This is a genomic window from Paenibacillus sp. JT31N7, from assembly GCF_059692095.1.
This window is the reverse complement of record NZ_JCAUAT010000003.1, coordinates 608,484-631,738: the sequence shown is the minus strand read 5'-3', so window position 1 is coordinate 631,738 and position 23,255 is coordinate 608,484. Positions and strand designations below refer to the sequence as shown.

Genomic DNA, 23,255 nt, shown 5'->3' with positions numbered 1-23,255 from the left:
ACTTCAGGAATTTTTTAAGCCGAAGCCGTATTTCGTGAAAATTTCCCGCGCTTCCGCTCCAGACAGATACTCATAAAACTTCCGGGCCTCCCCCGCCTGCTTCGAGCCCGCAACGATTCCCGCCGGATATTCAATCGGCGAACTTGCCGCCGCTTCTTTTGCCGTATATACCGTTTTCACTTTACCGGAAGTAAGGGCATCCGTTTTGTAGACGAATCCCGCATCCGCATTTCCCGATTCCACATAAGCCAGCACTTGGCGGACATCCTTGGTCCACACGATTTTGGGCTGCAGTTTATCCCAGATCCCGGCTCCATTCAAGACCTCTTGCGTGTAACTGCCCGCCGGAACGGTTTTGGGTTCCCCTACAGCGACCTGCTTGATCTTCTCTTTCAAAAGGTCTTCCGGACCGGCGATGTTTGCTCCCGAATCCCCCGGTACGATCAAAACCAGCTCATTGGTGAGCAGAACGCCGGAATGTTCCTTGTCGATGAGCCGCTTATCCAGCAGTGCCTTCATTTGCGGCACCCCTGCCGAAATGAAGATGTCCGCGGGAGCTCCCTGCTCGATCTGTTTCTGCAGCGTCCCCGAAGATCCGAAATTATAGAGCAGCTTCACGCCGCTGTTCGCGCTCTCGTAACGCCGGCCGATCTCCTCCAGCGTATCCTTGAGACTGGCGGCTGCCGAAACCGTCAGTTCAGCCGCCCTCCCGTCAGCTTCCCCGCTTGTGTCCGGTTTCCCGTTCGAAGTACCGGCTTGCCCGGCCGAACATGCGGCGAGTCCCAGCAGCAGAATTCCTGCCGCAATCGCTTGCCCTACCCGCTTCATCAGCACAGCGGTCCCTCCTTCCTTTCATTACGTAAAAAACTTAACCTGTTCAATGTCGAGACTTCCGGTCAGTCAGTGCCTCGAACTACCGGCAAATCTTCATCTGCACCAGGGATGACAGCCCTTGCTGTCCATCTGTCCCGTCCTCTCCCTGCCCTCTCCCGTTTCCGGTCACCCATTACCACAAGTACGAGATAAAACCGGTTTTGACGTCTTTTTCAAACCCGTTCTTTTCGTAAAAACGAAGTGTCGCGTCCTCTTTGGAACGTGTCAGCAGCATCACTTTATAACAGTCCGCCTTCCGGGCCAAATCCAGCGCCTTTTGCAAAATCAGACTGCCGTATCCTTTTTTGCGGTGATTTTCGTGGGTCACGACGTTTTCAATCAAGCCGTAAGGGCGTCCGCCGCGTGTCAGGTTCTGGACGATGACAAGCACGCATACGGCAGCCAGCTTCCCGTCGTCCTCCACTACGACAAATTTCATTCGGGGATTATGGAACATTTCGTTCCACTGACTATCCAGTTCCTCGCTTGGAGGAATGACGGGGTCCTCCGTATTCAGCTGCCGGTACAGCTCCAGAAGCTGGTCCAGCTCATCGTGCTGGATCAGCCGGATGGTTGGTTTTTCGTTCATATCCGCACCTCGTTTATTCCAATGACGGGTCCGTTTCCGGACTATTTACGCGGCTTCGCCCGGCTGGTCGGAATCGCTTCAAGCGGATCGTCCGGCCAGTAATGCTTCGGGTAGCGGCCTTTGAGATCTTTTTTCACGTCGAAATAAGCCTCTTTCCAAAAGCTTTCCAGATCGCGCGTAACCTGAACGGGCCGCTGTGCCGGAGAAAGCAGATGCAGGGTCAAGGGCACACGTCCGCCGCCGATGGCAGGCGTAGCCTTGAGCCCGAACATTTCCTGAAGCCGGACGAACAGAGCGGGCGCTTCCGGCGCACTGTAATCGACTGGGATGCGGGAGCCGCTCGGCACGGCCAGATGGGTCGGAGCCTGCTCCTCCAGCAGCCTCCGCTGCTCCCACGTAAGCATCGCTTCCATCACCGTCACCAGATTCAGACGCTGGAGGTCTCCCCGGCTTTTCATCCCGTACACATGCGGACCCAGCCACTCCTCCAGACCGGCGAGCAAAGCTTCATCGGAAACATCCGGCCACCGGTCATCATGATGCGCCATAAAGCTCAGCCGCTCGCGCAGCTGCTTTGCCGGTTTGCTCCATCCCAGTACCTCCAGCCCTTGGCTTCTGATCCCCTGAAGCAGGGCATCCCGCATAAGCTCCGGGTCTGGAGCGGCAACGGTGATTTCCTGGAGGGCCAGCACGCCGAGCGACGTCCTTTTCCTGGCCCGTACGGCCTGAGCCTGCCGGTCCCAGCTTACCGCTATTTCCTCGACAATTTCATGCGCAAAATGCTCCTCAAGCTCGTCCCGCCTCACGGGAGCTCCCAAATAAATGGTACTTTCCGCGCCCTGATCGTCCAGATCGGCGCAAACCAGCCAAGGCTCCGACGAGAGGCGCTGCATATCAGGCAGAACGGCCCCTCTGCCGCTGCTGAGGGTAAACCGCCCGGGCGACCGCTGTCTGGCAATGCGGTCGGGAAAGGCGAACGCGAGCAGCAGGCCCGTCCGTTCCGTGCCGCCCGATTCGCCTTCCGGGACACCCAGCTCCCGTTTCCAGCGGACCGCTTCCGCTCCAAGGCGGCGCAGCACGGAAACATCCGCGCTTTCCGGTACGGACCCGGCCGCGAAGTCTTCCGGCTCCGCAGCGGGAGCGCCGGCGGAGCCGCTGCCGTTGTGCGGCGACCGCTTCGTCCCGCGCCCCGGGCCGGAATAGGCCCGCAGAGCTTCGGCGCGCAGCCGCAGGTCCGCATCCCGGGCCGACGGCGTGCCGCGGAGAATGTCCCGCTCGCCGAGCAGCACCGCCAGCTCGCAGGCAAGCCCTCCCGCGCCAAGCGAAAGTGCCCGCAGCGCCATGTGCGCCAGGCGCGGGTGCAGGCCCAGAGCGGCCATGCTGCGGCCGTGAGCCGTAACGGCACCCGATTCGCCCAGCGCTCCGAGCCTGCGAAGCAGGCTGCACGCCTGCGCGTAAGCGGCCGCCGGTGGAGCGTCGAGCCAGGCCAGCTCATCCGGCCGGGCTCCCCACACGGCGAGATCCAGCGCCAGCGGGGCGAGATCCGCCTCCGCGATTTCGGGCCGTCCGGCGGGGGCGAGGCGCCTCTCCTCCTGCTCCGTCCACAGCCGGTAGCAGACACCCGGCGCAAGGCGTCCCGCGCGGCCGCGCCGCTGATCCGCGGAGGCGCGGGAGACCGCGGTCGTCTCCAGGCGGCTCATGCCGGTGCGCGGCGAGAAGCGCGGAACGCGCACGAGGCCGCTATCAACGACGATGCGCACGCCTTCGACGGTCAGACTCGTCTCGGCGATCGTCGTCGCCAGCACGATCTTGCGCCTTCCCTGCGAGTCCGGGAGAATCGCGCGGTCCTGCTGCTCCTGCGTCAGACTGCCGTACAACGGCGCAATGAGAGCCTGTCCGGCTGGGAGCTGGGCAGCGAGTTCTTTTTCCGCCCGACGTATTTCGGGAGCTCCCGGCAAAAACACGAGCAGGTCCCCTTCCTCTTCATGCCAGGCTTGCAGAACGGTATCCAGGACGGCCGCTTCCACGGACCCTTTTACGGGTTCCCGTCTGTAACGGGTTTCGACCGGGTACATCCTGCCCTCGCTCGTGACGACGGAAGCGCCGTTCATCAGCGCCGACACTCCGTCTCCTTCCAAAGTTGCGGACATGACCAGAAGCTTCAGGTCCTCCCGCAGCAGAGACTGGGATTGCAGGCAGAGGGCCAGACCCAGGTCCGCCGCCAGATTCCGCTCGTGAAACTCGTCGAACAGCACGATTCCCGCTCCTTCAAGAGAAGGATCGCGCTGGAGCATGCGGGTAAGGACCCCTTCCGTAATGACCTCGATCCGTGTCTTCGGCCCGACCTTCGTGTCCGAGCGCATCCGGTACCCGACCGTCTCGCCCGTCTTTTCCCCCAGCAGGGACGCCATATAAGCTGCGGCAGCCCTTGCCGCAATTCGCCGCGGCTCCAGCATCAGGATGCGTTTGCCGTCCAGCCAGGGCTCCTTGAGGAGAGCAAGCGGCACACGCGTCGTTTTGCCCGCTCCTGGCGGGGCGATAAGGACGGCGTTCTGCTCCCGCCGCAGCACATCCAGCAGCTCCGGGAGTACTGCCTCCACCGGTACGTTCATATCTGTATCCCCCGTTTAGTTCGTTAAAAGTCAACGCTTGCTTTTCTTTATCATGCTTTGCTCTATTATAGAAGCGATTCTAAACTGCCTTTGCGCGTAACCTTATAGCCCGCCGAACTTCACGGCTTCATCCAACCCGAAGCATGTCTTCATGTCCGCGTCAAAAAATGGCCGCGTCGTTTATCCTGCCGGCAAAACCTTTGTGCGCCAGGATCGGTCATTCGCGGCCGAATCCCGGCCGATCCTAATTACTGCCGGGCTTGCGGGTTTGCGCCGGATCGTTTTTTCAAAAACACGAAAGAGCCGCTCCGTTGGCGGTCGGTCTTCGTATCCGGTTGAATCCGGCAGAGCGAATGACCGGAAGTTCTTTTCACAGCATAAACCAATTGACCGCTTCCCGTCCATTCACCCGATTGCACAAAAAAAGAGGACGCTCCCATCGTCCCCTTGGAGTGAACACCTTGCACGCGGCCCGCCTCCTCCTCTATTCCTCGACCAGCGGTTCCACAATAACCGTAATAACGGCTTCGGTACGGTCCCCTCGGGTGTTGGTGATCTCAATCGTGAAGAAATCCATTCCCGTAAAGTTCCAGCCGGGAGCGTAGGTCCATGTCCCGCCCGCGCTTACCGTGGATATTCCGTATCCGGCGGATTGTTTTAACGAATAGGTCAGCCGCAGTCCCAGCCTGCTCAGTGCCCGCACTCTGCCCTGAATCGGCGTGTTCACTAGAGTCATACGCGTCTCGCTCCGTGCCGTCAGTGTATCGGGGACGGGCTCTCCGTTACCGCCTCCGTCCTCCTTCCTTTCGACCGTTATCACAATCAGCGCTACAGAAACGCCGCCCCTGCTGTCACGAATAAGGACCGTAAACCGGTCGCTTCCCGTGAAGCCCGGATCCGGCAAGTAAATAAATCTGCCTTCCGCCCCGACGCTGACTTTTCCCGATTCCGGCGGCAGCAGAAGCTCGAACCGCAGCGGATCGTTATCCGGATCGGACGCCTGTATCTGCCCGTCGAGCGGAGTGTACGCATACGTGGCGAACTCCTGGTCCGATACCGCGGGAGGGCGGTTGGACGGCGGGAAAGCTTTCGACGGAATGACGGTAATCCGGACCGCCGCCAGCGTTTTTTCGCCAGTACGCAGGCTCGTGACCGCCACCGTAAACACATCCGTTCCCGTGAATCCCTCAAACGGCGTATACGTGAAGGTTCCGTCCGGATAGACCACGACCGTTCCGTAAGAAGGCGAACCCTGCAGTTCAAAGAGAAGCTGGCCTCCTTCCGGATCCGCGGCGGAAATCCGTCCGGTTACCGGCTCCCCTTCGCGGGTAGCGAGTTCGATATTGCCGGCTACCGGCTGCTCGGAGACGGGCAGTATCGTTACGGTCACTTCCAGAACGCTGAATGCCCCGTAAGAATCCGTCACTTCCACTTCAAAAACATCGCTGCCCGCGAAACCCGAATAAGGCGTATAGCGGAAGCTTCCGTCCGGCTCAAGCTCGGCAGTACCGTGATCAGGCGGCCTTTTCACAGTAAAAGCGATGAGATCCGAATCCGGATCGGCAGCGGACAGCTTCCCGTAAACCGCCGTATCTTCCGGTGTCGAATAAGAAGCATTCTCGGCAGCGGGAGGCAAATTTGTGAAAGCGGTATTCACGGTAACCAGCGCTATACTGACAGCTCCACCCGCGTCCGTTACGCTGACCGTAAAGGAATCCGTCCCTGTGAAGTTGCGGCTGGGCGTATAAGTGAACGTCCCGTCCGTACGGACCGATGCCGTCCCGTTAAGAGGCAGGGTATTCAAGTTATAAAAGAGCGATTGCCCTTCCGGATCGGTCGCCGTAATCGTTCCTGAAACCGGCACATTTCTTGTCGTTGAGCTTTGGACATTCCCGACGAGCGGAGCTTGGTTCACCGGCAGGACGACAACTTTAACCAAAACCGTCTGTAAGATGCTTGACTCCGTGAGGACAAACGAATCGCTGCCCGTGAAGTTTTGATTAGGGACGTACGTAAAGCTTCCGTCGGCATTTATCGTTACCGAACCGTTTGAAGGCGGCGTACTCAACTGATAGGCCGCCGAAACTTCCGGTATGAGCGGGACCATGCTCGTAAGAGGTATATTTTGCAGCGTCATTAAAGTGGTTTCGTTGGATGATCCCGCGAAAACCGGCGACACTTCGACGGTAATTGCCGCCGTCGCTGAAGCGCCCGACTCGTCGGTGACACTGACTTGGAAAGAATCGGTTCCCGCAAAGGTTGGATTCGGCACATACGTGTACGTATTTCCGGGTCCTACCGTCGCCGTACCGTTTGCGGGAAGTGTGTCCAGCATGTAGGTCAGGACATCACTGTCGATATCGACCGCATCGATCGTACCGCTAACAGCCTGATTCACGAACGTGGATTCCGATACATGGAGGACCCGAGGCGGATCGTTGACGGGCAGGACCGTAACCGTCACGTCCGAGACGAAGTCGGCTCCATGGTCATCGCTCACGCGGATTGTAAAACCGTCCGTCCCGTTAAAATCCTGTGCGGGAGTATAGATAAAGCTCCCGTCCGCATTTAAAATGACCGCACCGTTGCCGGGTGCCGTATTGACGGTATACACAATCGGATCGCCTTCCGGATCATACGCCGAAATTCGTCCGGATACAGGCGTATCCTCCTGTGTAGAAAGGGCCAGCGGAGCTGCAAAAGGCGGATCGTTAACAGGCGTGACCGTTATGTTTACAACGGCCGATGTGACTCCGCCCTGACCGTCCGAGGCATGGACCACGAAAAAGTCCGTGCCGTTAAAATTCAGGTTCGGCGTATACGTGTACGATCCGTCGGCATTAACGACGGCGATCCCGTTGGCGGCCTGTGCGGCAAGGGCATAAGTAACGGAATCGCCTTCCGGATCGACTGCCGTAATTTGGCCGTTCAGAACGGTATCTTCGGCGGTTGCTTCATTCACCGTCCCCAGAATAGGCGCATCGTTAACCGGTACGACCGTAATGGTCACGACAGCACTGTCCGTTCCTCCCGCCCCGTCACTGACGGTTACGGTAAAACTGTCGATTCCGTTGAAATTCGCATTCGGCGTGTAGCTGAATGCGCCGTCCGCCGTCACCGAAGCGAATCCGTTCGAAGCTTGTAGCGCCAGCGCAAAGGTCAGGAGGTCTCCGTCGGCATCCGACGCGGCAACCGTGCCGGTAAGTGGCGTATCTTCGTACGTGGCTGCAAAAAGATCTTCCGCTGTCGGGGGATCGTTTTGCGGCGTGACGACAATAAATACCTGCGCTTCGGTCGTTCCGCCCTGTCCGTCGCCGATGACGACCGTAAAGCTGTCCGTACCGTTGTAATCGGGATTCGGCGTATAGGTATAGCCTCCGTCCGCACCGATCACGACCGATCCGTTCACCGGAAGCGTGCCAAGTGTGAAACTCAGCGCATCGCCGTCGGCATCAAAGGCCGTAATCTGCCCGGATACCAGCGTATCCTCCGCCGTATAATCCGTCTGAGCGGCTGCAATCGGCGCGTCGTTGACCGGCGTCACCGTTACCGTAACATTGGAAATCGCAGAACCTCCCCGGCCGTCGTCAATCACTACGGTAAAAGAGTCTGACCCGTTGAAATCCGCCCCCGGCGTATACACAAAACTTCCGTCCGCCGCAACCGCCGCCGTACCATGGGTCGGAAATGTGCCGAGCAGATACGTCAGCGCATCGCCGTCCGCGTCCGTGGCGATTACCGCACCGGCAAGCGGCGTATCCTCCGGCGTCGTCAGCGCCAGATCCGCCGTCACCGGCGGGTCGTTCACCGGCGTCACCGTCACCGTCACGGTCGCCGTGGCCGTCCCTCCGCTGCCGTCGCTCACCGTCACGGTGAAGCTGTCGGTGCCGTTAAAGTCCGGCGCCGGCGTGTACGTGTACGTCCCGCCTGCCGACACCACGGCCGTCCCGCTGACCGGTGGAGTCCCCAGCGCGTACGTCAGTGCGTCGCCGTCCACGTCCGTGGCCGTGATCTGCCCCGTCACCGGCGTATCTTCCGGCGTTACGTCGGCCACATCGGCAACTGCCGGCGCATCGTTGACCGGCGTGACCGTCACCGTGACGTGAGCCACCGCCGTCCCTCCGCTGCCGTCGCGGACGGTCACGCTGAAGCTGTCCGTCCCGTTGAAATCGGGCGCCGGCGTGTACGTGAACGTCCCGTCCGCGTTCAGCGCGACGCTGCCATGCCCGGCCGCCGCCGCCAGCGCGTACGTCAGCGCGTCGCCGTCCGCGTCCGTGGCCGTAATCTGTCCCGCCACGGGCGTATCCTCCGCCGTCGTCAGCGCCACGTCGGCCGTTACCGGCGGATCGTTCACCGGTGCTACATTCACCGTGACCGTCGCGGTGGCGGTCCCGCCGCTGCCGTCGCTCACCGTCACGGTGAAGCTGTCGGTGCCGCTGAAGTCCGGCGCCGGGGTGTACGTGTACGTGCCGTCCCCCGCCACCACGGCCGTACCGTTTGCCGGGGGCGTCCCCAGCGCAAACGTCAGCGTGTCTCCGTCCACGTCGGTCGCCGCAACCTGCCCCGTTACCGGCGTATCCTCCGCCGTGTAATCGACCTGCCCGGCCGCAACCGGCGCATCGTTAACCGGCGTCACCGTCACGGTAACGTGCGAGATGGCGAACCCTCCGGCACCGTCGCTCACGACGACCGAGAAGCTGTCGAGGCCGTTAAAATCCGGCGCCGGCGTATACGTGAACGTCCCGTCCGCCGCAACCGCCGCTGTTCCGTGGGACGGCAGCGTGCCGAGCACGTACGTCAGCGCATCCCCGTCCGCGTCCGTGGCGGTTACCGCGCCGGCAAGCGGCGTATCCTCCGGCGTACTCAGCGTCAGGTCCGCCGTCACCGGCGCGTCGTTGACCGGCGTCACCGTAATCGTGACGGTAGCCGTGTCCGTGCCGCCGCTGCCGTCGCTCACCGTCACCGTAAAGCTGTCGGTGCCGTTATAGTCCGGATTCGGCGTGTACGTGTACCCGCCTGCCGCCGTCACGACCGCCGTGCCGTTCACCGGCGGCGTTCCCAGCGCAAACGTCAGCGCGTCGCCGTCCACATCGGCCGCCGGGACCTGGCCGCTCACCGGGGTATCTTCCGGCGTCACATCGGCCACATCGGCGACCACCGGCGGATCGTTCACCGGCGTCACCGTCACGGTTACATTCGCGACCGCCGTCCCCCCGTTGCCGTCATCGACCAGGACCGTAAACGAATCCGTTCCGTTGAAATCCGCAATCGGCGTATACTTGAACGTCCCGTCCGGATTCAGGAGCACGATGCCGTGCGTCGGCTGTGTCCGCAGCATAAACGTCAGCGTGTCGTCATCCGCATCGGTCGCCGCAATCTGTCCGGCCGCCGCAGTATCCTCGGGCGTTGTCAGCGCCAAATCGGCCGTTACCGGCGCGTCGTTCACCGGTGCCACGTTCACTGTGACCGTCGCAGTCGACGTTCCTCCGTTGCCGTCACTCACCGTCACGGTGAAGCTGTCGACTCCGTTAAAGTCGGGATTCGGCGTATACGTGTAGGTGCCGTCCGCCGTCACGACTGCCGTTCCGCTCACCGGAGGCGTGCCCAACGCGTAGGTCAGCGCATCGCCGTCCACATCCGAAGCTATGATCTGGCACGTTACGGGCGTATCCTCCGTCGTGAAGCATTGCTCGTCGAGCACGACCGGCAGATCGTTGACCGGCGTTACGACGACATTCACGTTCGAAATGGCATGCCCGCCGTTTCCGTCGCTGACGACAACCGTGAAACTGTCCGTACCGTTAAAGCCGGATGCGGGTATATACGTAAACGTCCCGTCCGCCGCAACCGCCGCCGTTCCTCTTCCCGGACCCGTGCCGAGCAGATACGTCAGCGCATCGCCGTCCGCGTCCGTGGCGGTTACCGCACCCGCAAGCGGCGTATCCTCCGGCGTCGTCAGCGCCAGATCCGCCGTCACCGGCGGGTCGTTCACCGGCGTCACCGTCACCGTTACGACTGCTGTCGCCGTGCCGCCGTTTCCGTCGCTCACCGTCACGGTGAAGCTGTCGGTGCCGTTAAAGTCCGGCGCCGGCGTGTACGTGTACGTCCCGCCTGCCGACACCACGGCCGTTCCGTTCACCGGCGGAGTCCCCAGCGCGTACGTCAGCGCGTCGCCGTCCACGTCCGTGGCCGTGATCTGCCCCGTCACCGGCGTGTCTTCCGGCGTCACGTCAGCCACATCGGCGGCTGCCGGCGCGTCGTTGACCGGCGTGACCGTCACCGTGACGTGAGCCACTGCCGTCCCTCCGCTGCCGTCGCGCACGGTCACGCTGAAGCTGTCCGTCCCGTTGAAATCGGGCGCCGGCGTATACGTGAACGTCCCGTCCGCGTTCAGCACGACGCTGCCGTGCCCGGCCGCCGCCAGCGCGTACGTCAGCGCGTCGCCGTCCGCGTCCGCGGCCGTAATCTGCCCCGCCACGGGCGTGTCTTCCGCCGTCGTCAGCGCCAGGTCGGCCGTTACCGGCGGATCATTGACCGGCGCCACATTTACCGTGACCGTCGCGGTCGCGGTCCCTCCGCTGCCGTCGCTCACCGTCACGGTGAAGCTGTCGGTGCCGTTGAAGTCCGGGTTCGGCGTGTACGTATACGTGCCGTCCGCCGCCGCCACGGCCGTTCCGCTCACCGGAGGCGTCCCCAGCGCAAACGTCAGCGTGTCGCCGTCCACGTCGGTCGCCGTGACCTGTCCCGTTACCGGCGTATCCTCCGCCGTGTAATCGACCTGCCCGGCCGCAACCGGCGCATCGTTCACCGGCGTCACCGTCACGGTGACGTGCGAGATAGCGAATCCTCCGGCGCCGTCGCTCACGACGACCGTGAAGCTGTCGAGCCCGTTAAAATCCGGCGCCGGCGTATACGTGAACGTCCCGTCGACCGCCACCGCCGCCGTCCCGTGGGACGGCAGCGTGCCGAGCACGTACGTCAGCGCATCGCCGTCCGCGTCCGTGGCGGTTACCGCGCCGGCAAGCGGCGAATCCTCCGGCGTACTCAGCGTCAGGTCCGCCGTCACCGGCGCGTCGTTGACCGGCGTCACCGTAATCGTGACGGTAGCCGTGTCCGTGCCGCCGCTGCCGTCGCTCACCGTCACCGTAAAACTGTCGGTTCCGTTATAGTCCGGATTCGGCGTGTACGTGTACCCGCCTGCCGCCGTCACGACCGCCGTGCCGTTCACCGGCGGCGTTCCCAGCGCAAACGTCAGCGCGTCGCCGTCCACATCGGCCGCCGGGACCTGGCCGCTCACCGGGGTGTCTTCCGGCGTCACATCGGCCACATCGGCGGCCACCGGCGGATCGTTGACCGGCGTCACCGTCACGGTTACATTCGCGACCGCCGTCCCCCCGTTACCGTCATCGACCAGGACCGTAAACGAATCCGTTCCGTTGAAATCCGGAATCGGCGTATACGTGAACGTCCCGTCCGGATTCACTACAGCGGTTCCGTACACGGGAGACGTGAAAAGCGCAAACGTCAGCGTGTCGTTGTCTCCGTCGACCGCCGTTATGGTTCCGGTCACGGACGTGTCTTCCGGAATCGTAACGGACGCGTTGGACAGAACCGGCACATCGTTAACCGGCGTAACGGTCACCGTTACCACGGACGTATCCGTTCCCCCGTTTCCGTCATCGACAAGGACCGTAAAACTGTCGGTGCCGTTAAAATCGGCGTTCGGCGTATAAACAAACGTTCCGTCGGCCCCCACTGCTGCCGTCCCGTTCAAAGGAGCTGTACTTAACGAATAGGCCAGCGGGTCACCGTCCGCATCCTGCGCGGCTATTTTACCGCTAAACGCAATGTCTTCGGGAGTCGTCACCTGCAGATCCGCAGCAACGGGAGCGTCATTGACAGGAGTCACCGTCACGGTGACGAGCGAGAAATCGATCTGGCCTCCCGGACTCGAAGTCACCTGGACCGTGAAGGAATCCGTCCCGTTAAAATTCGGATTCGGCGTATACGTGAACGTCCCGTCGGGGTTAACTGCCGCACTGCCGTTGGCCGGAGCTCCTTCCAGCGCGAAAGTCAGCGTGTTTCCCGGGGGCGGATTTCCCGTGACCGCCCCGGTGAGCGGCGTATCCTCGGGCGTTGTAAAGGCAGTGTCGTTGCCTAAATTGGGATTGAGCGTAGGGATAACCGTTAAGGTAACCTGCGCCGTATCCGTACCGCCGTTCCCGTCGCTCACTTGGATGACGAACGCGTCCGTACCGCTGAATCCGGGATTCGGCGTATAGGTGAAGGCACCGCCCGCTCCTATGACGACCGAACCGTTCTCCGGAGGTGTTGATGTGCTGAACGTGAGTGTATCCCCATCCACATCCGTGCCCACGATCTGACCGGTCACGGCGGAGTCCTGAGGAACCGAGACGGACGTATCTTCGGCAGCCGGCGGGTCGTTGACAGGCACAACCGTCAGGGTCAGAACGGACATCCCGGAACCTCCGTTACCGTCGTCGATCCTTACGACAACCGTATCTGTGCCGTTATAATTCAAACCGGGCGTATAAGAGAACGTTCCGTCCGGATTTAACGTGAACACGCCGTTTTCCGGCGAGACGACCACTGTGTACGTAAGCGGGTCGCCATCCGGGTCAACCGCTCCGATGATCCCGAAAAGCACCGTGTCCTCCGGGGTGCTCAAATTCTGAGGCGGAGCAAAAGGCGGATCGTTCACCGGTGTCACCTCTATTGTCACCACGGCAGTATCCGTCCCGCCGTTGCCGTCGTTGACGAGGACCGTAAAACTGTCCGTTCCATTGAAATTGGCACCGGGTGTATACGTGTAGGAACCGTCCGGATTGACGACGGCCGTGCCGCTGACCGGAGGCGCGGCAAGACTGTATGTCAACGGGTCTCCGTCCGGATCGACAGCGGTAATCTGGCCGTTGGTCGGCGTATCCTCCGCCGTGCGATCCGATACATCATTCGCTACGGGCGGATCGTTTACAGGCGTCACTGTAACGGTCACATTGGAAATCGCCGACCCTCCGTTACCGTCGTTGACCACAACCGTGAAACTGTCCAATCCGTTAAAATCCGGTACGGGCGTATACGTAAACGTTCCGTCTTGTAAAACGGCAGCGGTGCCGTTCGTCGGAACGGTCCCCAGCAGAAAAGTAAGAGAATCCCCGTCCGCATCGGTGGCGGTTACCGCGCCGGCAAGCGGCGTATCCTCCGGCGTCGTCAGCGCCTGATCCGCCGTTACCGGGGCATCGTTGACCGGCGTCACCGTAACGGTAACGGTAACGGAAGCATCCGCCGTTCCCCCGTTACCGTCGTTGACGCTGACAGTAAACGTATCCGTGCCGTTAAAATCCGCTGCGGGGGTGTACGTGAAGGCACCTGCCGGAGTAACCGTCGCCGTCCCGTTAGCGGGCAGCGTACCCAGCGTGAACGTTAAAGTGTCTCCATCCGCATCCGTGGCCGACACTTGACCGCTCACCGGTGTGTCTTCCGGCGTTACCAGTACGATGTTATCCGCTGCGGGCGGATCATTCACCGGGGTGACCGTCACCGTCACGCCGGAGATGGCGGTTCCTCCGTTCCCGTCGCTTACCTGTACGGCAAACGTATCGGTCCCGTTAAAATCGGGAAACGGCGAATACACGAACGTGCCGTCCGCATTGACAACCGCGTTTCCGTTCGAAGGAGGAGCAGCCAATGTATACGTCAACGTGTCTCCGTCCACGTCCGTTGCCGTTACGGTTCCGCCGGCGGGGGTATCCTCCTGTGTCGTCATAGTGACGTCCGTCGTAACGGGCGCATCGTTCACCGGAGCCACCTGTACCGTCACCCGGGCCTCGGCCGTTCCTCCGCTGCCGTCGCTGACGGTAACTGTAAAGGTATCGGTTCCGTTAAAATTAAGCGCCGGCGTGTAGGTGTAGGCTCCGTCGCCTCCCACAACCGCCGTCCCGTTTAAGGGAGGCGTCCCCAGAGCGAACGTCAGTACGTCGCCGTCCGCATCTGTCGCTCCTATGTGCCCCTGGACAGGGGTATCTTCAAGTGTGAAGACCGCTGCATTTACTGCGACCGGAGGATCGTTCACAGGCGTAACCGTAACCGTCACATTCGAGATTGCGGTTCCTCCGTTCCCGTCATTTACGACCACGGTGAAGCTGTCCGTTCCGTTAAAATCCGAGGCGGGAATATACGTGAACGTTCCGTCGGCCGCAACCGTTGCGCTGCCGTTTACCGGACCCGTGCCCAGAACAAATTGGAGTGCATCTCCATCCGCATCCGAAGCCGTTACCGCTCCGGCAAGCGGGGTATCTTCCGGGGTGGTCAGATTCAGATCCGCCGTCACTGGCGCATCGTTCACAGGCGTGACGGTGATCGTTACGGTAGCGGTATCCGTTCCTCCGTTCCCGTCGCTAACGGTCACGGTAAAACTGTCGGTCCCGTTAAAATTCGGATTCGGCGTATACGTAAACGTGCCGGCTGCAGTAATGACTGCCGTTCCGTTTGCAGGCTGGGTGCCGATGGCAAACGTCAGCGCATCGCCGTCCGGGTCCGTCGCCGTAACCTGACCCGTTACAGGTATGTCTTCCGGAGTCACATGCGCAAAGTCCGCTACAGCGGGAGGGTCGTTCACAGGCGTAACCGTAACGGTTACGCTCGATAAAGCACGCCCGCCGTTTCCGTCGCTCACGCCGATTACAAAAGAATCGGTCCCGTTAAAGTCCGGTCCGGGGGCATAAACAAACGTCCCGTCCGGATTCAGCGTAACGGTGCCGTGTCCCGCGGCGGCTTCCACGGTGAAAGCGAGGACATCGCCGTCCGCATCCGTCGCGACGACCGCTCCGCTCACCGGCGTATCTTCCGGCGTCGTCAGCGTCACATCGGAGGTGACGGGCGGATCGTTGACCGGCTCCACCACGACGGTTACCGTCGCGGTCGCCGTACCGCCGCTGCCGTCGCTCACGGTAACCGTAAAGCTGTCCGTCCCGTTAAAATCCGGTGCGGGTGTATACGTGTAGGTGCCGTCGGCCGATACGGCCGCAGTTCCATAGGCCGGCGGCGTGCCAAGCGTGAAGGAGAGCGCATCGCCGTCCACGTCGGACGCGGTTACCTGCCCGGTTACCGGTGTATCCTCCAAGGTGACGTCCGCCGTGTCCGAGACAGTCGGCGGATCGTTCACGGGCGTGACCGTAACCGTCACATTGGAAATCGCCGTACCCCCGCGGCCGTCGCTGACGACAACGGTGAAACTGTCCGTCCCGTTAAAGTCGGGGTTCGGCGTGTACGTATAGCTCCCGTCGGAGGCAAGCGATACTGTTCCGTGCGTAGGTAACGTTCCGAGCACGTAGCTCAGGGCATCCCCGTCCGCATCCGTTCCGCTCACGGCACCGTTCAGCGGAGTATCTTCCGGGGTCGTCACCGCCGCATCCGATGTTACCGGAGGATCGTTGACCGGAGTCACAATAATTGTGACAACAGCCTCCGCGTTCCCTCCGCTGCCATCGCTTACGGTTACCGTAAAGCTGTCTGTCCCGTTATAGTTAAGCGCAGGCGTGTAGGTGTAAGATCCGTCTGCCGCTACGGTTACAGTCCCGTTGACCGGTGCCGTTCCCAAAGCGAAAGTCAGAGGATCCCCATCGACATCGGCAGCCGTGACCTGACCGCTTACCGCCGTATCCTCGGGCGTAGTCAGCGTCAGCGATTCCGGCACGGGCGGATCGTTGACCGGAGTTACCGTCAGGTTCACATTCGAAACGGCCTTCCCTCCGCTGCCGTCGCTCACCTCGACGACAAACGAGTCGTTTCCGTTGAAATTCGGTGCCGGAACATAAGTAAACGTCCCGTCGGGATTCAAGGAGACGGTGCCGTTCGATGCAGGTGCCTTCAACGTGTAGGTTAAGGAATCACCGTCCGCATCCGTTGCGGCGACCAGACCGCTTACCGGCGTATCCTCCGCGGTGGTCAGCGCGACATCCGAAGTGACGGGCGGGTCGTTGACCGGAGTCACCGTTACCGTCACCGCAGCGGAATCGGTTCCGCCTTTTCCGTCGCTGACGGTAACGGTGAACACATCGGTCCCGTTGTAATCGGGCGCCGGCGTGTACGCATAGCTCCCGTCGGGCGCTACGACCGCCGTTCCGTTGACAGGCGGGACAGCCAGGGCAAAGGCGAGCGCGTCCCCGTCCACATCCGCCGCGAGGACCCGGCCCGATACCGGCGTATCCTCCGGAGTAACGACGTTCTCGTCCTGCGCCACGGGCGGATCGTTGACAGGCGTTACCGTGACAACGATATGAGAAATCGCCGAACCGCCTTTGCCGTCGCTAACGACCACATTGAAGCTGTCCGTCCCGTTAAAATTAAGGTTCGGCGTATAGATCAGGCTTCCGCCTGTGCCCAGCACGGCCGTGCCGTGAGTCGGCAGCGTCCCCAGCACATACGTCAGCGCGTCGCCGTCCATATCCGCTGCCGTCACAGTGCCCGTAACCGGTGTATCCTCCGCCGTCGTCAAAGCGAGGTCGGACGTTACGGGCGCATCGTTTACGGGCGTGACGCCGACTTGTACGGAAGCGCTCGCCGTACCGCCTTTTCCGTCGCTGACGGTAACCGTGAAGCTGTCTGAGCCGTTGAAGTTCGCAAGCGGGGTGTACGTATAGCTCCCGTCGGAGGCCAGCACGACCGTGCCGTTGAGCGGCGCGGTGCCCAGCGCATAGGTCAGCGCGTCGCCGTCCACATCGCTCGCGGTAATTTTCCCGCTGACCGGAGTGTCTTCCGGCGTGACGACACTTCCTCCGGCGGCGACCGGCGGGTCGTTGACGGGCGTCACCGTAATCGTGACGTTGGAAACGGCCGAACCGCCTTTGCCGTCGCTTACCCGGACGGCAAAAGAGTCCGTTCCGTTAAAGTTAAGCCCCGGCGTATAGACGAACGTTCCGTCCGCGTTAAGCGTGACGCTTCCGTGCGTAACGGGAGCTGCCAGCGTATACGTCAGACTGTCGCCGTCGACGTCCGTCGCGGGAATGGCACCGGTGACAGGCGTATCCTCGGCCGTCGTCAAATTCACATTGGAGGCGACCGGAGGATCATTCACCGGCGTAACCGTAATGGCTACGGAAGCCGAAGCCGTTCCTCCATTGCCATCGCTGACCGAATAAGTGAAACTGTCGGTACCGTTGTAATTGAGATTGGGCGTGTACGTGAACACTCCTGTCGGACCGAATACAACCGTCCCGTGCGCGGGAGGGACGGCCAGGCTGAACGTCAGCGTGTCGCCGTCCACATCGGTTGCCGTTACTTTTCCGCTCAGCGACGTATCCTCCAGCGTAGTAAGCGATAGATTCTGGGCGACCGGCGGGTCGTTCACCGGTGTAACCCGTATGGTGACGAGCGAGTTTGCCGACCCTCCCGCGCCGTCGCTGACCGTAACGGAGAATGAATCCGTTCCGTTGAAGTTCAAACTCGGCACATACGTAAAAGAGCCGCTGGCGTTAAGCGTGACCGTCCCGTGCGCGGGCGGGCTTCCGACTGTATAAGACAAAACCGCGGATTCGGGATCCGATGCCGGAATTTGTCCCGTAAAGGCCGTATCCTCGGCGATTGTTCCCGTTACGTTGGAAGCGGTCGGCGGGTAATTACCGGCCGCTACGGTCACAACGGAAGAGGCGGCCGTACCGTTGAAAACCGTCCCTCCGGTCACACTCTGGAACTGGTAAGTGACCGTCGCCTGGTCGGCGAACTGCGCAGGATCGGTAGGACGCGAAGTGACCCGGCTTTGAAATTGGACCACGATGGACTGGCTGTTCGCCAAATTTCCCAGGGAGATTCCCGTGTAAGGATTTGCCGAAGCTTGAGCCGTGCCGTTGACGGTCACGCTGCCCGCAATAAACGTCGTACCCGCCGGCTGCTGGTCCGTAAGCGTAAGCGTATTGGCCGTGGCGTTGCCGGAATTTGCAATCGTAACTTTGTACGTGATCACATCGTTAATGTATGCGGTTGTCTTGCCGGATTCCTTCGTTACACTAATGACCGGCGCATTGATGTTCACTTGAAGGGCCAGCGCATTGATCAGATACACGTCGCCGGACGTCGTTCCCCGGATATTGGCGGACGTCTGCGAATTAACCAGTTTGGACGATACGTCCACATTCGTGATGTCCCATCCCTGACGGCCGCCGGATATAACGTTCCCCGTAGGATGATTCCGGTCTCCGAACGTCCCGGTCGCGTCGAGCAAGCCGCTGTCGTTATTAATCTGCGAGCAAAAAAAGTTGCTGACGGGATTGTTCGGCCCGTAAATCGGTGCAAGATCGGCTGCCGTGGGTCCAAATTGCATCTGGTCGCCCGTAAGCGGAGAGTCCCCTTCCTGGGCGCTTACGAGCAGCCTCCCGCTGAGCGGACCGCTCGTCGGGGTAGAAAACCCGCTAACGACGGCCGAGTTCGTGCTTGACGGGGTATCCACCATCTCATTGCCGACGAAAATGGTCATGTTCCGCGATGGGAGCGTCGCATTCTGATAAATGACGGCGAGCGTCCAGCCCGCATGATTAGTGCTGTTCTCGCTGTCTCCCTGCGTACCCGGAACTTTACCGACCGTATAGGTCCCGCCTCCGCCCGCCTGGACAAGACTCGTTACATTGGCGGTCCTCACATAAAAGTAACGAGTTGTATTCACGCTGGCGGTAGCCGTATCGGGTGTAACCGTAAAAACGCCGGCACTGTTCGCGAGCGACACCGTATTCCCCAGGGCGCTGCTTACGTTCTCTCCGCCTAAGTTGTAGCTCCCTCCCCAAATCAGCTCCGCATACAAAACGGTACTCTGAGAAGGCAGGACGAGGATGGCCGAAGAAGAATTCAGCCGATAATCGGACGTGGTCCCGAGCGGATAGGTTCCGTCCCGGAGACTTGTATTGGCCGTGGTGAACGTGCCGATGGAATGAGCCGTTCCCGGCGCGTTTGTATTATTCTGTTTGCTGAGACCGAGCGTATTGCCCGTAAACGTGATGGCACCGTTGGTGGTGGTCGAGTATCGGTTTATAAAAGGCATCCGTATCCCTCCTTTCCGCTATAGGTAGTTTATGCTGCACCCTCCGCCGATTTGCTTCGACAAAGCTCGACCACTGGAAAAAAATAAAAAAGCGCCATGCGGACAATCCGCAAGACGCTTTCTTCATTTTACATACAGCCGTTATATTCCCGGATTTATTTAAAAAAGGGATATCACCCCTCATTCTCCAGCCGAACTCGTTCCATCTTCCCTTCTCAAAGAGCGGAAGCGACTTTGCTATTACCGGCCGCATCGGAGACGGGCGCGAGCTTGGGAAGGATAGAGCCCAGAAGCAGCATCCCCGTCATGCCTGTCGCAAAAAGCACCAGGGCCATCCCCCAAGCAGGCAGGAACCCTCCGATCACGACATTGATAGCGCAGATGAAATGGGCGCCGCTGTACAACATCCCGTTGATCGCCATATAAGAACTTCGCGCATGGTCGGGAACGATGTTCACGAGGAACGCCTGCTTGATCGGAACGTAAACCAGTTCGCCGACGGTGGCGATGAGCATCAGGGCAAGGAGAGCCCAAGGTTGATTGCCCATGGCCAGGTAGCTGTAGCCCGCAATGTTCAGGAAGAGACCGACGAACATCGTGCGCGTACCGCCGTATTTTTTGAGCAGATAACCGGTAAAAAGCGAAAGAACGACGATGGCGAGAGTATTCTCGGTTCTCAGAATACCCAGAAGCTCAAGACCGTTCAAACTCGTCATGCCCGGCAGCAGAACGGCTCCGTGAATATCCCTTTCCAGGCGGATACCGATGTACTCCGTCAAATTAAACTCCACCGAAACCAGAAGCAGACTGGCCAGAACATAAACCATAAACGTCCGGTCGCGGAACACCTCTCCATAGCTTTTGAGAATATGAAAAGGTCCGCCTGTTTTCGGGACACCTTCCCGCTCTACCGGCTGAACAGCCGGCTGCAGCGTTTCAGACAACCAGATCAGGGTAACGAGGTAAGAGATGAACGTGACCGCCGATACCCCGATTAACAGTTCGAACAAGTGCGAGCTGAACAGGAACGCCCCGATAATGCCCGCGATCGAGATGGACAAGTTATTCAGCCAGTATGTAATGCGGTACATAAATTTACGGGCGCCGGTCTCGGTCACGTCGATCAGCATAGCGTCCGCGGCGGGCTTGCCCAGTCCCCAGGCGGCTCCGATGACAAGGCTCATCGCCAGGGTCAGGTACGGCGACTCGTACCAGGGCGAATTCGCGGCCGCCATCACCGCGTAAGCCGCCGTACAGACAAGCTCGCTGATCAGCATCAGCTTCTTGCGTCCGATGCGGTCCGCGTAATATCCACCGATAAACGTCGCGGCGACTCCTGCGATAATGTTGCCCATGACCGCTAATCCGGCGGTCGTCGTTCCGAGCGTTTTGGCGAAGTAAACCGCCATGAACGGCAGAACCATGCCGCTTAGAATGCCCGTCACAAAGTGCAGCGTTATCCGGATTTTTACATTGGGATGAAAATCTCTGAATCTCATGTCCGTTTCCTCATCTTCCGTCGGTACTGGGTGCTTGTTTTCGTTTCCCCAGTTTACCAAATCGTTCCCCACTAAAAAAGGTAAATGAACGGAGACAGTTTTCCCCTTTTCTGAACCGGTTTTCTTCTTTTATGCGTATTACTAAAAAACTGAATCACACCAGGAGGTCCGGCCATGCACCCGACGGAAACAAAAGACGAACTTCTCATGCAGCTGAACGAAATCCACAAATGGGAAAAAGAGCAGAAGGATATATTTTTCTGGGAAAAGCTCAGCCGCCTCCCCTTCGCCCTGCTGGACAAGGTTACCCCGCGCTTTCTACAAGACCGCATCGGACAGCTTATCGATGAAATCGGAAGCTATATTCAAACCGGCGGAAAATACCTCGTTTCGGAGAAAGGCATGCTCGAACATCTTTCCAAACATACGGCAGAGGAAAAAGAAGCCCGCCAAGTCGTCCCATCCATCCGGGAAGCGGCGGATCTTCCGCTCGTCGTCATGGACCGGGCCGTGGGTTCCTTGGCCGAATCCAGATCCGCGCTCGCGACCGTGCAAGGAGCCACCACGGGTTTCGGCGGCATTTTTACTCTGGCGATCGACATTCCCGCCCTGCTGGGTCTTTCCCTGAAAGTGCTCCAGGAAATTGCCGTCTGCTACGGCTACGACCCCAATGACAAGAAGGAGCGAATCTTTATTATCAACTGCCTGCAGTTTTCGTCCTCCGATATCGTGGGGAAAAAAGCTATCCTGGAGAAATTGTCCGATTACGATACGGAGGGCCGGCAGTCCGTATCCCAGCTTCAAGGCTGGCGGGAAGTCGTCACGACGTACCGGGATAATTTCGGCTGGAAAAAGCTGTTTCAGATGATCCCGGTCGCAGGCATGCTGTTCGGGGCGTATTTTAACCGGGGGACGATACGGGATGTCGCCGAAGCCGGGAAAATGCTGTACCGGAAGCGCCGCATTCTCGAAAGGTTGAATGAAGCCGCTTAAAGGAGTATCTCCATAGATATCTCGCATGAAAGCGGCATTCCCCAGCCCCCCCGTGCAATTGAACCGGCAGCTCCTGCGTCTGCTTTACACGGGCTGGGGCTTCTTTCGCCCGGATACGTTAAGCGAGCCAGTGAGAAACGCCTCCGGACCGCAGGATAAAATTCCTCTCATCTGCACAAAGTATTCCTAGCTTTTGGCGACCGGATCACCGGAGATCCTGAGGAATTCTTACCGAGGAGAGTGAATCCGCCTTATGGAGGCGAAAAAAAAATGGGATCTCATTTCTGTGGCGTCCATCCCGCTGATCATGACTCTTGGAAACTCTATGCTAATTCCTATCCTGCCTTTGATTCGTGAAAAGCTTCACGTGACCTCGTTTCAGGTCAGCCTGCTTATTACGGTCTATTCGATTGCAGCGATTCTACTTATTCCGGTCGCCGGGTTCCTATCGGACCGATACGGCCGTAAAATCGTGATCATCCCCAGTCTGATTATCGCCGGCATAGGCGGTGCCGTTTGCGGATTTGCAGCCTGGTTTATGCCTAATCCTTATATGACGATCCTGCTCGGCCGTTTGCTGCAGGGTATAGGGGCCGCAGGCGCGGCTCCCGTCGCCATGCCTCTCGTCGGAGACATGTTTACGAAGGAAAGCGATGTCAGCAGCGGCCTTGGCGTTATAGAAACGGCCAACACCGGGGGCAAGGTGCTGAGCCCCATTCTCGGGTCCGCGCTTGCCGCCCTGATCTGGTTTCTGCCATTTATGGCTATCCCCGTTTTCTGCCTGATTTCCGTCCTTATGGTTCTTTTTCTCGTCAAAAAACCGGAGAAAATAGACGGCAAAGAAGCCGTCCCGGACCAAAAGCAAGCGAAGGCGGAAGGAAAGCCTGCGGAGAAAACCGGGAAGCCGACGAAGGGCCCGTCCAAAGAATCGGAAGAGACCGACGGAGCACCGATCTCGCTCCCCGTTTTTCTGAAAGATCTGAAATGGATCTTTTCCAGGAACGGGAGATGGCTGTACGCCATTTTCGCCATCGGCTGCATCTGTATGTTTTTGCTTTTCGGGGCTCTTTTTTATTTGTCGGAGCTGCTCGAAGAGAAATACAAGCTGCACGGCATCCTCAAAGGATGCGTTCTGGCGATCCCCCTGACGCTGCTCTGCCTGACGTCTTTTATTACCGGCAAAATCATCGGACAGCATAAAAAGCGGATGAAATGGCTGACCTTTATCGGCAGCCTGCTTGCTTTGGGCGCGACCCTGGGCTGCCTTTTCTTCAACTCGCTGTACGGCCTGCTTACGATGCTTTCTCTGCTTGGAATCGGAATCGGGCTCGCTCTTCCCTGCCTGGACGCCTTCATTACCGCGGGAATCGACAAAGCCCAGAGGGGCACGATCTCTTCCTTCTACAGTTCCATGCGGTTCATCGGAGTCGCGGTCGGTCCTCCCGTCGTATCCGTTCTGCTGTCCAAATATCCGACTATTCTGTTCTATGTACTCGGTGCGGCCAGCCTACTGGCAGCTCTTCTCGCTTTATTCGCCATCCACCCGTCCACGGATGAAGAGCCCCCGCCCAAACCGGAGCCTTCTCCCGCCTAGAAACGAAAAGGCTTGTCCCTCAGGGACAAGCCTCCTCTCCTTCATT

At 59.8% G+C, this 23,255-nt stretch carries 8 protein-coding genes; 2 read left to right on the top strand and 6 right to left on the bottom strand.

From position 1 onward, the window contains the following. Positions 1-3 precede the first annotated feature (3 nt). The 6 genes from modA to AC58P5_RS17420 all read right to left on the bottom strand — a co-directional run bounded on the left by modA (position 4) and on the right by AC58P5_RS17420 (position 20,622). Entirely contained in the window at positions 4-834 is an 831-nt protein-coding gene (gene modA / locus AC58P5_RS17445; RefSeq protein ID WP_497388645.1) for a molybdate ABC transporter substrate-binding protein, read from the bottom strand. A 172-nt stretch (positions 835-1,006) separates the two neighbouring features. Next, positions 1,007-1,462, bottom strand: a complete 456-nt coding sequence (locus AC58P5_RS17440; RefSeq protein WP_497388643.1) for a GNAT family N-acetyltransferase — start codon at positions 1,460-1,462, stop codon at positions 1,007-1,009. A gap of 41 nt (positions 1,463-1,503) precedes the next feature. After that, complete coding sequence (gene hrpB, locus AC58P5_RS17435; RefSeq protein WP_497388641.1) at positions 1,504-4,074, bottom strand: ATP-dependent helicase HrpB; 2,571 nt, start codon at positions 4,072-4,074, stop codon at positions 1,504-1,506. Between the two features lie 248 nt (positions 4,075-4,322). Continuing rightward, positions 4,323-4,541: a hypothetical protein gene (locus AC58P5_RS17430; protein ID WP_497388639.1), complete on the bottom strand. Its 219-nt coding sequence runs from the start codon at positions 4,539-4,541 to the stop codon at positions 4,323-4,325. Between the two features lie 17 nt (positions 4,542-4,558). Next, positions 4,559-19,123, bottom strand: coding sequence for an Ig-like domain-containing protein (locus AC58P5_RS17425; protein ID WP_497388637.1), 14,565 nt, complete (start codon positions 19,121-19,123; stop codon positions 4,559-4,561). Between the two features lie 215 nt (positions 19,124-19,338). Continuing rightward, positions 19,339-20,622, bottom strand: coding sequence for an MFS transporter (locus AC58P5_RS17420; protein ID WP_497388635.1), 1,284 nt, complete (start codon positions 20,620-20,622; stop codon positions 19,339-19,341). 174 nt (positions 20,623-20,796) lie between these two features. On the opposite strand from AC58P5_RS17420, the gene AC58P5_RS17415 reads away from it, so the two are divergent. Both AC58P5_RS17415 and AC58P5_RS17410 read left to right on the top strand, forming a co-directional pair. Further along, positions 20,797-21,615 carry an EcsC family protein gene (locus tag AC58P5_RS17415; RefSeq protein ID WP_497388633.1) on the top strand — a complete coding sequence of 273 codons (819 nt, stop codon included), beginning with the start codon at positions 20,797-20,799 and terminating at the stop codon, positions 21,613-21,615. 253 nt (positions 21,616-21,868) lie between these two features. Beyond that, positions 21,869-23,209 carry an MFS transporter gene (locus AC58P5_RS17410; RefSeq protein WP_497388631.1) on the top strand — a complete coding sequence of 447 codons (1,341 nt, stop codon included), beginning with the start codon at positions 21,869-21,871 and terminating at the stop codon, positions 23,207-23,209. Positions 23,210-23,255: the final 46 nt, after the last annotated feature.

Coding starts and splice junctions, on each gene's coding strand:
- AC58P5_RS17440 (WP_497388643.1), bottom strand. CDS start 1,462: ATGAACGAAAAACCAACCATCCGGCTGATCCAGCACGATGAGCTGGAC.
- hrpB (WP_497388641.1), bottom strand. CDS start 4,074: ATGAACGTACCGGTGGAGGCAGTACTCCCGGAGCTGCTGGATGTGCTG.
- AC58P5_RS17425 (WP_497388637.1), bottom strand. CDS start 19,123: ATGCCTTTTATAAACCGATACTCGACCACCACCAACGGTGCCATCACG.
- AC58P5_RS17420 (WP_497388635.1), bottom strand. CDS start 20,622: ATGAGATTCAGAGATTTTCATCCCAATGTAAAAATCCGGATAACGCTG.
- AC58P5_RS17415 (WP_497388633.1), top strand. CDS start 20,797: ATGCACCCGACGGAAACAAAAGACGAACTTCTCATGCAGCTGAACGAA.
- AC58P5_RS17410 (WP_497388631.1), top strand. CDS start 21,869: ATGGAGGCGAAAAAAAAATGGGATCTCATTTCTGTGGCGTCCATCCCG.